Annotated in this window: 15 protein-coding genes; 10 read left to right on the forward strand and 5 right to left on the reverse strand. The window is 34.6% G+C overall.

Features of this window, described 5'->3' with window-relative positions; all coding sequences use genetic code 11:
- Positions 1-24 precede the first annotated feature (24 nt).
- Entirely contained in the window at positions 25-1,587 is a 1,563-nt protein-coding gene (locus K5S59_RS00915) for a BA3702 family sensor histidine kinase (protein WP_000087670.1), read from the reverse strand.
- A 235-nt stretch (positions 1,588-1,822) separates the two neighbouring features.
- On the opposite strand from K5S59_RS00915, the gene K5S59_RS00920 reads away from it, so the two are divergent.
- Entirely contained in the window at positions 1,823-2,194 is a 372-nt protein-coding gene (locus K5S59_RS00920) for a VOC family protein (protein WP_000800775.1), read from the forward strand.
- A 20-nt stretch (positions 2,195-2,214) separates the two neighbouring features.
- Here the strand turns inward: K5S59_RS00920 and K5S59_RS00925 are convergent, their stop codons facing one another.
- Entirely contained in the window at positions 2,215-3,024 is an 810-nt protein-coding gene (locus K5S59_RS00925) for a YitT family protein (protein ID WP_098259283.1), read from the reverse strand.
- Between the two features lie 126 nt (positions 3,025-3,150).
- Between K5S59_RS00925 and K5S59_RS00930 the strand changes: the two genes are divergently transcribed.
- From K5S59_RS00930 to K5S59_RS00945, 4 genes are all read left to right on the forward strand, one after another.
- Entirely contained in the window at positions 3,151-3,972 is an 822-nt protein-coding gene (locus K5S59_RS00930; RefSeq protein WP_002072651.1) for a protein phosphatase 2C domain-containing protein, read from the forward strand.
- Positions 3,973-3,986: 14 nt separating this feature from the next.
- On the forward strand, positions 3,987-4,439 hold the full coding sequence (locus K5S59_RS00935) for a peptidoglycan recognition protein family protein (protein WP_000402964.1): 453 nt from the start codon (positions 3,987-3,989) through the stop codon (positions 4,437-4,439).
- 17 nt (positions 4,440-4,456) lie between these two features.
- Complete coding sequence (locus K5S59_RS00940) at positions 4,457-4,708, forward strand: DUF2164 domain-containing protein (protein WP_001994665.1); 252 nt, start codon at positions 4,457-4,459, stop codon at positions 4,706-4,708.
- A gap of 431 nt (positions 4,709-5,139) precedes the next feature.
- A complete protein-coding gene (locus K5S59_RS00945; RefSeq protein ID WP_033656379.1) occupies positions 5,140-6,618 on the forward strand; it encodes a DUF4822 domain-containing protein in 1,479 nt (492 codons plus the stop codon).
- Between the two features lie 150 nt (positions 6,619-6,768).
- On the opposite strand, the gene K5S59_RS00950 is transcribed toward K5S59_RS00945, so the two are convergent.
- The gene (locus K5S59_RS00950) at positions 6,769-6,981 is read right to left on the reverse strand and encodes a CsbD family protein (RefSeq protein WP_000160409.1); all 213 of its coding nucleotides are present in this window, start codon (positions 6,979-6,981) and stop codon (positions 6,769-6,771) included.
- A gap of 171 nt (positions 6,982-7,152) precedes the next feature.
- The gene (locus K5S59_RS00955) at positions 7,153-7,965 is read right to left on the reverse strand and encodes a GNAT family N-acetyltransferase (RefSeq protein WP_000104272.1); all 813 of its coding nucleotides are present in this window, start codon (positions 7,963-7,965) and stop codon (positions 7,153-7,155) included.
- 152 nt (positions 7,966-8,117) lie between these two features.
- Between K5S59_RS00955 and K5S59_RS00960 the strand changes: the two genes are divergently transcribed.
- From K5S59_RS00960 to K5S59_RS00980, 5 genes are all read left to right on the forward strand, one after another.
- On the forward strand, positions 8,118-8,321 hold the full coding sequence (locus K5S59_RS00960; protein ID WP_000810212.1) for a hypothetical protein: 204 nt from the start codon (positions 8,118-8,120) through the stop codon (positions 8,319-8,321).
- A gap of 324 nt (positions 8,322-8,645) precedes the next feature.
- The gene (locus K5S59_RS00965; protein ID WP_098873143.1) at positions 8,646-10,259 is read left to right on the forward strand and encodes a long-chain fatty acid--CoA ligase; all 1,614 of its coding nucleotides are present in this window, start codon (positions 8,646-8,648) and stop codon (positions 10,257-10,259) included.
- 123 nt (positions 10,260-10,382) lie between these two features.
- Positions 10,383-10,958, forward strand: coding sequence for a biotin transporter BioY (locus tag K5S59_RS00970; RefSeq protein WP_061678569.1), 576 nt, complete (start codon positions 10,383-10,385; stop codon positions 10,956-10,958).
- A 65-nt stretch (positions 10,959-11,023) separates the two neighbouring features.
- Complete coding sequence (locus tag K5S59_RS00975) at positions 11,024-12,484, forward strand: acyl-CoA synthetase (protein WP_120450747.1); 1,461 nt, start codon at positions 11,024-11,026, stop codon at positions 12,482-12,484.
- Positions 12,477-13,568, forward strand: a complete 1,092-nt coding sequence (locus tag K5S59_RS00980; RefSeq protein WP_001077973.1) for an acetyl-CoA C-acyltransferase — start codon at positions 12,477-12,479, stop codon at positions 13,566-13,568. Before K5S59_RS00975 ends, K5S59_RS00980 begins: the two co-directional genes overlap by 8 nt.
- A 7-nt stretch (positions 13,569-13,575) precedes the next feature.
- Here the strand turns inward: K5S59_RS00980 and K5S59_RS00985 are convergent, their stop codons facing one another.
- On the reverse strand, positions 13,576-14,157 hold the full coding sequence (locus K5S59_RS00985) for a DUF6434 domain-containing protein (protein WP_120450745.1): 582 nt from the start codon (positions 14,155-14,157) through the stop codon (positions 13,576-13,578).
- Positions 14,158-14,255 lie beyond the last annotated feature (98 nt).

Raw genomic sequence — 14,255 nt, forward strand, 5'->3', positions numbered from 1 at the left:
AAACAAATAAAAAAGAAGCATCTGCTAATTGTTAGCAGATGCTTCTTTTTTTATTTGGGACTGAATCGCAAGAGGAGATGAAGAAAGTGGTAGCTGAATATCAACGATCGTACCTTTATTTAATTCGCTTGAAATGTGTAATTTACCATGATGTTCTTCAATTATTTTGTAACACATCATTAATCCTAGTCCAGTTCCCTTTTCTTTTAAACTATAAAATGGTTCGCCTAGACGAGAGATACGATCTTCTGGGATACCGCAACCTTCATCGATAATTCGTATTAAAATGAAAGCATCCTCAAATGGTTTTGTTTGGATGTAAACATTTCCGCCATTTGGCATCGCTTCTATCGCATTTTTTAATATATTTATAAAAACTTGTTTTAATTGGTTACCATCACATTGAATATCATGTTTGTAATCAAAATGATCCATAATGATGTGAACACTATGCATAATAGCAGTTGGTAAAATAAATGTAACTACCTCTTCAATCAAAGCTTGTATGTTACAAGTTTTAATTGATAATACTTGTGGTTTAGACATGGCCATAAATTGACTTGTGATAGATTCCATTTGTGAAATTTCACTTAACATAACATCAACATACCATTTATTTTCCTCACTTATTTCAGGGAGCAGCAATGTTAAAAAACCTTTTAGTGAAGTGAGTGGATTTCGAATTTCATGGGCAATTCCAGCTGTCAGTTGTCCGACTACGGCAAGTTTTTCTGATTTTCGTAATAATTTTTCTGTTTCTTTCAGTTCGGTAACGTCTCTTCCCATTACGATAAGACCTTTACGCGAGCCGTCAGGATGATAAAGTGGAACTTTCGATATACTTAAGATTAGGTCAAAATCATCTCTATGTATAATAAATTCCTCACCATGCAGAATTTGTCTTTGTTGCCATGCTAGTTCATCGACTTCTTCACAATGTAAAAAAGCTTCTCGGTACGCTTCGTTATATTGAATGAGTTCACTATCTTTTTTCCCGTGGTAAGGTACATGGTGAAAATTGAAGCAAGAAAGTGCATAGTTATTTGCTTCAAGCCAGCGCCCCTCATGATCCTTAAATATAACAAACGCAGGCATAGAGTTCACTAATGTACGTAATCTCTTCTCACTTTCTTTTAGCATACTCTCAATTCTTTCTGATTTTTCAAGAGGTTTCATAATGGCATATACGCCAGTTAAACGATTTTGGATAAATATAGGAACTAGTTTTGTCACGACGTCTAATAAGAATCCATTTTTATGATAAATAGATAACATATACTCTTGTTGATTATCCGCTTCCGTATTCTTTATATTTTGTATTACTTGCTCAGAAATATGGGCTTCTAAAATAGAGATAATATTTTTTTGTTCTAATTCTAAAGAAGTGTAACCTAATATTCTTTCGGCAGAAGGATTTATATGGAGAATAACTCCCTCTAAATTTAATGAAATAATACTATCAGGATTGTGTTCGAACAGAGATGCATACATTTCTGTTAAAGAGCAATCTTGTATATGTTTTCGCAAACGTCTAGAAATGTTCGGATGACGTTTTTTTTGAGTTGATGAATATTTTTTACGACTCATAATAGTTCCTCCGTACAAATAGCATCTAAAAAGATTTGTCTATTCATAACTATAATATAGATGCAATGTATATTTCTATAAAAAATGGAAGTTATATAATAAATTTTGTTTTCTTTATTTTGGAAAATTGAGTGTAAGGTGTTAATAAGGGGAGCTTATATTGTTTTATAAATCTTTTGTAAGTTACAGGAGTAGGGTTTCCTTATAACATTAGGGTAGAAGAGGGGGAGAGAAAATGAAAAATTATATTCAAGGTATCGATCATGTACAAGTCGCTGCGCCTGTAGGGTGTGAAGAAGAAGCACGAGAGTTTTATGGTGAAAAAATTGGTATGGAGGAAATACCGAAGCCAGAGGAATTAAAGAAGCGTGGTGGATGTTGGTTTAAGTGTGGAAATCAAGAGATTCATATCGGAGTTGAGCAAAACTTCAATCCAGCTAAAAAGGCGCATCCAGCTTTTTATGTTTTAAAAATAGATGAATTTAAACAAGAGTTAATAAAGCAAGGTATTGAAGTAATAGATGATCATGCACGACCAGATGTAATTAGATTTTATGTGTCAGATCCGTTCGGAAATCGAATTGAATTTATGGAAAATAAAAACTAGGTGGAAATCCACCTAGTTTTTTAACCTTTTCTAAACAATCCTAATACTTCAACCGTTTCTGTAATGTTAACGAATGCATGAGGATCAATTTCAGAAATTATTAATTTCATACTTGCCAATTCTTCACGAGAAACGACCGTCATAAGTACACGTTTCTTTTCGCTGGAATAAGCACCTTCGCCATCAAGTAATGTAATTCCACGTACAACAGTTGAAAGAAGTTGTTTTTTCATTTTTTCTGCTTCATTTGTTACAATCATAAGTGTAACCTTTCGATGTTTCGTATGAATAGCATCGATAACTTTACCAGTTACATAAATGGAAAGTAAGCTTGTAAGAGCAACATCCCAAGTGAAGAAGAATCCTGCAATTACTACAACGATTGCATTTAAAATAATAAGGAATCCACCAAGTTTAATGTCTCGTTTGCGAGATAACAACATACCGATAATATCAAATCCACCAGTTGAACCATTACAGTTAAAAACAAGACCGATACCAGCTCCCGCAATGACACCACCAAAGATAGATGATAAAAGTGGATCTGTAGCTACGACTTTCACTGGAACATAGTATAATGCAACAGATAATACAATAACAGAGATAACAGTGTTAAAAATTACTTTTTTTCCAAGACCTATGTATCCTAAAATAAGGATAGGTAAGTTTAATACGAAGTTAATAATACCTGTGTTTACAGGCGTTACAATCCCTAAAATAATAGCAATTCCGCCAATTCCACTACTTAAAATTTTGTGGGGGATAAGGAAAAGATTAAAGGCAATCGCAATAATAATAGAACCAATAATAACACCAAGAAATCTAACCATTTCTTTCCCGTCCTTCACTAAAAAATTCATATTATTTCAAGATTATATATGATATTGAAAGTTTTGGGTAAAAACAGTTTATTTCGGGAAATTAGATTAATCAAAAGAATTGGAGTATTTTATCGTTTGAAAGGGGATACAGTTGTGAAGATAAAAACATATCAACAGAAAAGCCCGTTGAAGCAAGAATGTGAGGATTCTTATTTTTGTAATGAAGAAAAAAAGATTTATGGTGTATGTGACGGTGCCACACCACTTGTCCCATTTTGTGATGAAAAGGGACATAATGGAGCATACATCGCTTCCCATTTATTTGCAAGTTATTTTGCTTCATTACGTGAAAATCATAGTTTACAAGTTGCCGTTGCAAAAGCAAATGAAGCATTGCAAAGCAAAATGTTAGAATATGAAGTAGACACAAGAAAAAAAGAGCATTTGTGGTGCACATGTATCGCGGCAGTCCAGATAGTTGGTGAGAAAATTGAATATGCACAATTAGGGGACTGTATGATTGTCGCAATACTTCAAAATGGAACGATGCAAGTATTAACGAAAGACACGGTTGAAGGAATTAGTAAACGAGCAAAAAAGAAAAGAGAAGAAGATCGTAAAAAGGGGTTATCTGTACCGGAAGAACATGTTTTTCAAGATGTGCGGGAACAGTTAAAATATAATCGTTATCTTGCAAATATGCAGGGCGGGTATTCCGTTGCAAATGGAATGAAAGAAGCGATACATTATTTACAGCGTGGTGAATTATATATTGATGAAGTAAGCGGGATTTTTATTTGTTCAGACGGATTATTCCACCCAGATTGGCCACTCGAACAAACTGTTGCATATATAAGAAAGAATAGTATAAATGAATATGTAGCAATTATTGAAGAGCTAGAAGAGGAAAAGAGAATACGACCAGATGATAAAACAATGATGATTATTGATTTTTAAGGGAGGATGTTCAAATGGAAATTAAATGTGTTAATTTAACATTTCAAGATGAATTAGTGCCTTTAGAAAAAGTAAATAAACTGATTATCCACCATACATCCGAAGATGGATGGGATGTGTATAAAACACATGAATTTCATCAAAAAGTAAGAGGATGGAGCGGGATCGGTTACAATTATTTTATTGAAGCAGATGGAACTGTAGTCGAAGGACGAGGTTTACATATTGGAGCACATGCGAAAGATAATAATAGAGATACAATTGGGATATGTATAACGGGTAATTTTGATAAATATGATCCAACTACCGCACAAATGAATGCATTGTATTCTTTATGTAATATGTTTATGAAGCAGTTTGCTATAACGAAAGAAAATATACTCGGTCATAGGGAGCTAGAAGGCGTTACAAAAAGTTGTCCTGGAAAGCGTTTTTCTATGGTAGAGTTAAGAAACATAATATCTTAAATATAGAGGAGTAACAAATGATGATGAATATAAAAATACCAAATGATAAAAAAGAAGAGCTTGTAGCACAAATTCAGCAATTTTTCGTTGAAGAAGATTTAGATGAAATTGGGCGTTTCCAAGCAGAGCGTTTAATTGAAGAAATGATTAAATTAGTAGGACCGTTTGCATACAATCAAGCAATTGGAGATGCTAGAAAGCTTGTAACAGAGAAACTATCTAATATTGAAGAAGATTTGTATGTGTTAGAGAAGAATGAAGGGAAGTAAATTTTCTCCAATTATAAAATAAGTATTTGCCACGGCTTCTTTCCGATGTTTTGTTTGGAAAGGGCCGTGAAATTGTTTTTGGACATATAAAATAAGACCTCTTTTTTGCTGGGATCCTAGAATTAAAAAACGTTATTCTTTCTTAACAAGCTAGATGAGAAAGAATAACGTTTTTTTTGGATTGAGATTAAAAATATATTATCTTAATTTTATCTTTTTTTAATAATTTATTTATGGGCAATTTATAGTTGCTATTTATAATTCCTATATATAACAGCTATGGATACTACAAAGAAGAAATTTGGATGTGTAACACTTTGTATCCAATTAGCTGTAATCAAAATTTATAACATGAATTGCTCACATAGACTTTTCTTTTGAAAGAAAAGTGGTGTAATTCTTTGTTAAATGAAGGAAGGGATTGGGAAGCTATGAATAAAACAATTTTAAAAACATGTATCATATCAGCAGTTTTAGGTGGAAGTCTATTAAGTGAAACGACTGGAGAGGTGAAAGCAGAAGCAGTTACACCAAACACGAATCATACTGGTGTATTCAAAGATGTTCCAAAGGGGCACTGGGCATATGAGGCGATTCAGCAATTAACAGGTGAGAAAATCATTTTTGGCTATGATGATGGAAGATTTGGTTTTGGAGATAACGTAACACGCGAACAAGTTGCAGCTTTAATGTATCGTTATTTTAATATGGAAGAAAACAAAAATTATCAAAACCCATACGGTGACGTAAGTGAAGATTCAACAAGCTATATAAAGGAAATTTTATCTTTAACAGAAATGGGTGTGTTTACGGGTGACGAGCATGGGAACTTTAGACCGAAGGCATCCTTAACACGTGCAGAAATGGCACAAGTTCTTACAAATGCTTTTCATTTAAAGGCAAAGAGTGATCACACTTTTAATGATGTTTCATCGAACTCATGGGCAAGAAACGCAATTAGTGCTGTTCAAACAAATAATATTGCAAAAGGAGTAGGAGAAGGGAGATTTGCTCCAAGTATGGATGTGACGCGTGAACAGTACGCACAATTTTTATATAAAGCAATACAAGAAACTGAGCGAACTCAACAAACGAAAGGGCAACTACTAGCTAGCATACTTGGTGAAACAAATTGGCAAGGGACAAAAGTCTATGACAAAGATCATAATGATGTAACGAAAGAAAATCAAAATTTCATTGGGCTTGCAAAATATGATGCTAAAACTGCAAGGTATGAATTTTTTAATGCAAATACAGGAGAGAGTCGTAATGATAGCGGTACCTTTTTTATAACGAATGATGGAAAGAAAAGAGTGCTAATTTCTGAAACGCAAAATTATCAAGCTGTTGTTGAATTAACGCAATTAGATAAAGAGAAATTTACATATAAAAGAATGGGGAAAGATGCAAAAGGGAACGATGTAGAAGTGTTTGTTGAACATGTTCCTTACCATGAAAAAGAACTATCTTTCACGCGACCTGATAAAAATTTAGAAAGCTCGACAGGTAAAATAGTTACAGACGTTGATGGAGATGAAATTTTATCTAGTACACTATGGAACGGAACGGTGGTATTAGACGAACGGGGTAATAATGTAACAAAATATAACTCAAACTTAATCAGTCTAGCAAAATACGATAAAAATACAAATAAATACGAGTTTTTCAATATGAATACAGGAGAAAGTCGTGGAGACTATGGTTTCTTTGATGTTGTACATGGTAATAAAATAAGGGCTCACGCTTCGTTAGGAAATAATAAATATGGTGCGGTCCTTGAACTTACAGAGTTAAATAAAGAGAAATTTACGTATACAAGAATCGGGAAAGATGCGAATGGAAATGATATAAAAATCTTTGTTGAGCACGAACCTTATACAGGTGACCTAAAACCAAATTTCACAAAGTAAGATGTAAAATAGTTGTTTATAGACAAAAAGATGCCTTCAGGCATCTTTTTGTCGTTTTAAAATGATTTTACGGGTAAATATAAAATAAAAATTCTCTTTTCTCAAATCTAGTAACTTACTACTTGCACCGCCATAAATCTTTGTTCTTTTTTATTTATTTTCTTTATGCTCTTTATATTCATGTACTTTCTCTTTTACATTACCAACCGTATCTTTAGCAGTGCCTTTTACTTTATCCCATTTTCCTTCGGCTTGTAATTTTTTGTTGTCAGTTACTTTCCCGACAACTTCTTTTACTTCACCCTTTACCTTATCAATAGCACCTTCTACTTTTTCTTTTAAACCATGATCATGTTTAGTCATACATTTCTCCTCCTTGTAGTTTGATTAGAATTCTCTTTTCATATTGCAAGTTGAATGATGTATCTAGTAATAGCGTAACAAATCTAGTTTGAATATTCAAATGATTAATAAGATAGAAAAGGAATTGTCATAAAATGTATAAAATTGTAATGAGAAGAGAAAGAATGTAAATTACATGTCTTTTGCAGTCCATATTGATTTTGTATAAGCAATTTTCATATGGGCCCGTTCCATATTATTTTGGCTGCCGCTACCGAACCTTGCTTGTCCAACTATTAAATTACAATTGGATTCAATAGCTGTTTCAATTCGTTTTTGAATTAATGCAGTATGACAGCCTTTACGTTGAAATTCTGGCAAAGTAGCAGATGCAGCTAATGAAGCAACACCGTTATTTATATAGAGAACTCCTATACTAGCAGGAGTGTTTTGAACTTCGCCTATGAAAAAATGCCAACCGGGTTTATTGTAGAGAATTTCGTTATTTTGATGGACGCCATCTTTTGTAAAGGATGGCATATTAAATCCACGTACATATATGTCTGCAAAAATATGAAATTCACCTTCCTTCAGTTGGCGTACTGAAATGTTAGAAGGAAGCAGGGATGGATCTTCTCTCGGTATACTATATAAAGCGGTATGGAAGCTGGATTGGTAAAATCCTTTTTGAGATAAGTATTGAAATAATTCAGCTGTACCTTGAGCGGGTGTAATTTCAAAACGACAAGGGATTTGTAGCGATTGATAATAAGAGATGATTTCATCTATCTCATATGTATTTGTAAATGTAATACCTTTTACAGTGTTAAAAGTCGGACCAGCAATTACTTTTGATGAAAAGGCAGTGGCGCTCCCAAATTTTTTCATTTGTATTTGCATTGGGTTTCCACTTGTTGCTTGTAGTAGCGCTAATCTAGAAGAAAGCATATGTATTTCTGCGTTTTCTATTTCTTGTGCTGTATTGAGCGTCATAATTGTACTCATAAAATTCCTCCGTTAATTAATATATCTCATAGTACATATACGATGTTTGTTCTGAGATTCCTGTTGAAACGTAAGAGAATAAGAGGTTTTTTGGAAGGGAAATGGAAGTGAACTGTCGAAGGGAGTGGAAACAGATTAAAGGTGGTGCTCTCATGAAACAGAAAGACGTGCAGACATGCTCTAATTGTGGTTCTCAAAACATAGGAGAAGGTGAGTTTGTCGGATATGCACAAATACGGAAAAAGGAGACGATGTTCACATCTTCACCAGTAGATGCTTATATTTGTACAGATTGCGGGAATGTCCTTTTATTAAAAGTACGACATTATGAAAAGTTTAAGCAGAAGCCGTTATGATTATTGAAAAGTGTTTTTATTAGGGAAGTTAATAGGAGTAATATTTTACATACATATATGAATATGCCTTATATAAGGAGATGACAACATATACTGTCGCTATATGACATACAAAAATGTATAGAAGAAAGTAAGGAAAAAGGTAGATAGTTTATAAAAAATAAAAAACATGTTTCGAATCAACGTATTCAAAACATGTTTTTTATCATTCTGAATTATTTCCAAAGAAATAATTCAGAAAATACAGAAAAATGTCGTAATTGTTTATGGAAGTCTGTTATAATAAACGGAAAATGAAAACGCTTTAAAGGGGGATGTAACCATATGATGATGAATGTACCGCTAACAATTAGTTCTATGATGGAAAGAGCAGAAAAACTGTTTTCAAAGAAAGAAATTGTTTCACGGACACATGATACAGTTACGACGTTAACGTATAAGCAGTTAGGTGAAAGGACAAGAAGGCTTTCCAGTTCGTTAAAAAAATTAGGAGTTAAAGAAGGCGAGCGTATAGGAACGTTAGCGTGGAATCATCATCGACATGTGGAAGCATATTTTGCTATTCCTGGTATTGCTGCTGTTTTGCACACAATTAATATTCGTTTATCTCCTCAACATATTTCATACATTATTCAGCACGCAGAAGATCGTATTCTACTTATAGATGAAGATCTCGTACCACTCGTTGAAAATATTCAATCACAATTATCAACTGTACAAGCCTATATTATTATGACTGATAAAGATGAACTTCCCAATACTACGCTAGAACCTGTATATCATTATGAAAAGCTATTAGAAGAAGGCGATCCAACTTTCCAATTTGTAAAAGATATTGATGAAAATACACCTGCTGGTATGTGTTATACGTCAGCGACTACAGGAAACCCAAAAGGTGTTGTATATACGCATCGTAGTACTGTATTGCATTGTATGGCACTCGGCTTAGCGGATACAGCTGCTTTATCGGAAAGTGATGCGGCAATGGCAATTGTACCGATGTTCCATGTGAACGCTTGGGGGCTTCCTTTTGCAGCTACTTGGTTTGGAACAAAACAAGTTCTGCCAGGACCAATGTTTACGCCAAAAATTTTATTAGAGATGATTCAAGCTGAAAAAGTAACGATAGCAGCAGGTGTGCCGACAATTTGGCTCGGTGTATTACAAGAATTAGAAAATAATAGTTACGATTTATCTAGTATAACGAGAATATTATGCGGTGGTGCTGCTGCACCGAAAAGCGTTATTAAAGCATTTGAACAAAAATATAATGTTCCTTTCGTACATGCATATGGTATGACTGAAACAAGCCCACTCGTAACACTTGCACGTTTAAAAAGTTATGAAAGAGAATTATCATATGAAGAGCAATTAGAAATCCGCTCAAAACAAGGATATCTTGTCCCTGGTGTAGAGATGAAAGTAGTCGGTACAAACGGTGAAGTGAAGTGGGATGGTACTGAGATGGGAGAGTTATGTTTACGAGCACCTTGGATCGCTGAAAGCTATTATAACGATGATCGTACTGTCGAAGGATTCCGAGACGGTTGGTTATATACTGGTGATGTTGTTACAGTTGATGAGGAAGGCTGCGTGAAAATTGTTGACCGTACGAAAGATGTTATTAAAAGCGGAGGTGAGTGGATTTCTTCAGTTGACCTTGAAAATGCATTAATGGCACATGATGCTATATTTGAAGCAGCTGTCGTTGCCGTTCCTCATCCGCAGTGGCAAGAGCGACCAATTGCCTGCGTCGTTCAAAAGAAAAATAGTACAGTAACAAAAGAAGAAATATATGAATTTTTAAAACCACAGTTTGCGAAGTGGTGGTTACCAGACGATATTGTATTTATGGAAGAAATACCGAAAACATCTGTTGGGAAGTTTTTAAAACAGGCGCTTCGGAAAGAACTTGAGCATTTGCATAAAGAGAAATAATTGAAAAAATATTTGTAAACCTATATTTAAAATAAGTTGACAAAGACTAAATAGAAAGATAATATAACTCCTATAATATGTTATCTAAAAATCATTTTAAGTTTACAAATAGGAGAAGCAAATATGAATACAAAAAACTTAGTTTTCGTCGCTTTATTTAGTTCTATTATGGGAGTGTTAGGGTTAATACCTCCAATTGCTCTTTCTATTACACCAGTTCCGATTACATTACAATCACTCGGTGTTATGCTTGCTGGTGGATTGTTAGGATCACGCCTTGGTGCGTTAAGTCAGCTTATTTTCTTACTTATAGTTGGAGTCGGAGCACCATTACTTGCTGGTGGACGCGGTGGTCCAGGCGTATTTGTTGGGCCAAGTGCAGGATATTTACTCGGTTATATCGTTGGAGCGTTTGTCATTGGTTATTTAATTGAGCGTTTACGTGAAGTTTCTATAATAAAGGTATTATGTATTAATATAATTGGTGGTATTTTCGTAGTTTATGTATTTGGTATTATTGTACAAGCTTTCTTTATGGATGTTTCTATATGGCAGACGATGAAAGTAAGTGCCGTATTTTTACCAGGTGATTGCATAAAAGCGATTATAGCAGCGATTCTTGTAACGAAATTACATCGTTCATTGAAACATATTATTACGCCTGCTCTAAAGAGTGGGAAATATACAAATGCAGGATAAGAAAGAGAAGAAACACGTTCATTGCGTGTTTCTTTTTATTATTTTGTAGAGAAAGGACAACTTATATGGGAATTACAAAAGAATATAAAAAACATCTCTCTATACAATCAAATAAAATAGCGATAAAGGAAAATGATCGAATTTTAACATATAAAGAATGGTTTGAGTCAGTGTGTAAAGTAGCAAACTGGTTGAATGAAAAAGAATCGAAGAATAAAACGATAGCAATTGTATTAGAGAATAGTATAGAATTTTTACAACTATTTGCTGGTGCTGCTATGGCCGGATGGGTTTGTGTGCCATTAGATATAAAGTGGAAACAGGATGAGCTCAAAGAAAGAATTGTAATCAGTAATCCGGATATGATTGTGATAGAGCGATATAAGGTAAATGATTTACCGGATGAAGAAAGAGTAATAGAAATTGATGAGTGGAAAAGTAGGATAGAGAACTACCTGCCTACATATTATCCTATAGAAAATGTGCAACATGCTCCGTTCTATATGGGATTTACATCAGGATCGACTGGGAAGGCGAAAGCATTTTTACGTGCACAACAATCGTGGGTTCATAGTTTTGATTGCAATATAAAGGACTTTCATATGAAAAAAGAAGATTCTATTTTAATAGCTGGGACGCTCGTTCATTCTCTTTTCTTATATGGCACAATAAGTGCATTATATGTAGGGCAAACGGTGCACGTTATGAGAAAGTTTATTCCAGATCAAGTGTTGGATAAGTTAGAAACGGAACATATCTCGGTCATGTATACAGTTCCGACAATGCTAGAATCTTTATATAAAGAAAACAGAGTAATAGAAAATGAAATGAAAATTATTTCTTCAGGAGCGAAATGGGAAGCTGAAGCGAAAGAAAAAATAAAGAGTATATTTCCTTATGCACGAAAATATGAATTTTACGGTGCATCGGAACTAAGTTTTGTAACAGCACTAGTTGATGAAGAGAGCGATAGAAGGCCAAATTCAGTAGGGAAACCTTGTCACAATGTGCAAGTTCGAATATGTAATGAGGAAGGAGAAGAAGTGCAGAAAGGCGAGATAGGAACTGTTTATGTGAAAAGTGATCAGTTTTTTATGGGATACATATTGGATCAGGTTTTCATTCCGGAGTTGACTACAGATGGCTGGATGACAGTACGAGATGTAGGTTATGAAGATGAAGAAGGCTTTATTTATATTGTCGGTAGAGAGAAGAATATGATTTTATTTGGAGGAATTAATATTTTCCCAGAAGAAATAGAAAGTGTATTACATGAACATCCAGCAGTTGATGAAATAGTTGTAGTTGGTGTGAAAGATAGTTATTGGGGTGAAAAACCTGTCGCCATCGTAAAAGGAAGTGCTACGAAGCAACAATTAAAAAGTTTTTGCTTACAACGATTATCCTCGTTTAAAATACCGAAAGAATGGTATTTTGTAGATGAAATACCGTATACAGACAGCGGGAAAATCGCTCGTATTGCAGCAAAAAATATGATTGAAAACCGGGAGAAGATATATGAATAGAGCGGTTATTGTAGAAGCGAAAAGGACGCCCATTGGGAAGAAGAATGGGATGTTTAAAGATTATGAAGTTCAGCAATTAGCAGCGCCGCTTCTTACGTTTTTAAGTAAAGGAATTGAGAGAGAAATAGACGATGTCATATTAGGTAATGTTGTGGGACCAGGAGGGAATATTGCAAGGTTATCTGCTTTAGAGGCAGGACTTGGCTATTATATTCCTGGTGTAACGATTGACCGGCAATGTGGTGCTGGATTGGAAGCGATTCGCACCGCATGTCATTACGTTCAAGGCGGGGCAGGTAATTGTTATATTGCAGGAGGAGTAGAGAGTACAAGTACATCACCATTTCAAAATAAAGCGCGATTTTCACCAGAAACAATTGGTGATCCTAATATGGGAGTGGCGGCTGAATATGTTGCAGAGCGTTATAATATAACGCGAGAAATGCAAGACGAATACGCTTGTCTTAGTTATAGACGGACACTGCAAGCATTAGAAAATAGATATTTACAAGATGAAATACTTCCGTTTAATGGCTCTTTTGACGAAGCTATAAAACGAGAAATGAAGTATGAAAGAATGATTAAAAGAACTAAGCCTGCATTTTTACAAAATGGTACAGTAACGGCAGGTAATTCGTGCGGTGTAAATGACGGAGCATGTACTGTTCTTGTGATGGAAGAGGGGCAAGCCCGAAAATTAGGATATAAGCCTGTACTTCGTTTCGTTCGTAGTGCTGTAGTTGGAGTGGATCCAAATCTTCCGGGGACTGGTCCGATATTTGCGGTGAACAAATTATTAAACGAAATGAATATGAAAGTAGAGGACATCGATTATTTTGAAATAAATGAAGCATTTGCTTCAAAGGTTGTTGCTTGTGCAAAGGAGTTACAAATTCCATATGAAAAATTGAATGTCAATGGTGGAGCAATTGCGCTCGGTCATCCGTACGGTGCATCTGGAGCTATGCTTGTGACACGTTTGTTTTATCAAGCGCAAAGAGAGTATATAAAATATGGAATTGCGACGTTGGGAATTGGTGGTGGGATAGGGTTAGCGCTATTATTTGAAAAAGTAGAAGACTAGAAAAGAACTAGTTTTCTACTTTTTGAGGAACATAAGCATTGCTACCAGGTTTTGTTTTTATTTCATTCCAAGCGGCGATAGCATCAGCTCTTGATTTTCCTTTATTATTTGGATCTTCGAAAAAGTCGCGAGTGAAACGATTGTATTCAAACTGCGCGCTAATAGTTGTTTTGTATGTAGGATCTTTTTTTCGTTCGTTTTCTTCATACCAAAACGTTATCGCGTCCTCATATGTTTTTCCAACATTCTCTTTAAAAAACTTTTGAAGAGCTACTGTAAAGCGGAAGTTTGCTCCAATTTTGTCTTTGAAAAAAGCACGAACATCTTCGCTACAGCGGTGATTTTTAGTAATAATCGTTTGAAGGGAAAGGTCCTTATAAGAGAGGGAAGCTTTACTCACTTTTTGATCAGAGCTGTTTTTCGATATTTTACCAGTATGTAAATAATGTGAGATACGCTCTGTTATTTCAATCTTAGAGCCACTAGCTGGCAAACCATGCTCACGACAAAATGTTTGGAGTTCTGCTTTTAACCAGTAATAGTTTTGGAAATCTTCAAGTGATATAAATTTTGTTAAAGTTGGACGCATGAATGTAACAACTTCTTTCTTCCATAATTTTCTTTAATTATAAAACATACGTTCTTTGTGTGGAAGGATTAATTTGTAAATATAACAGGAAGAGGAGA

This window comes from Bacillus sp. BML-BC051 (assembly GCF_019656175.1).
Lineage (GTDB): Bacteria > Bacillota > Bacilli > Bacillales > Bacillaceae_G > Bacillus_A > Bacillus_A mobilis.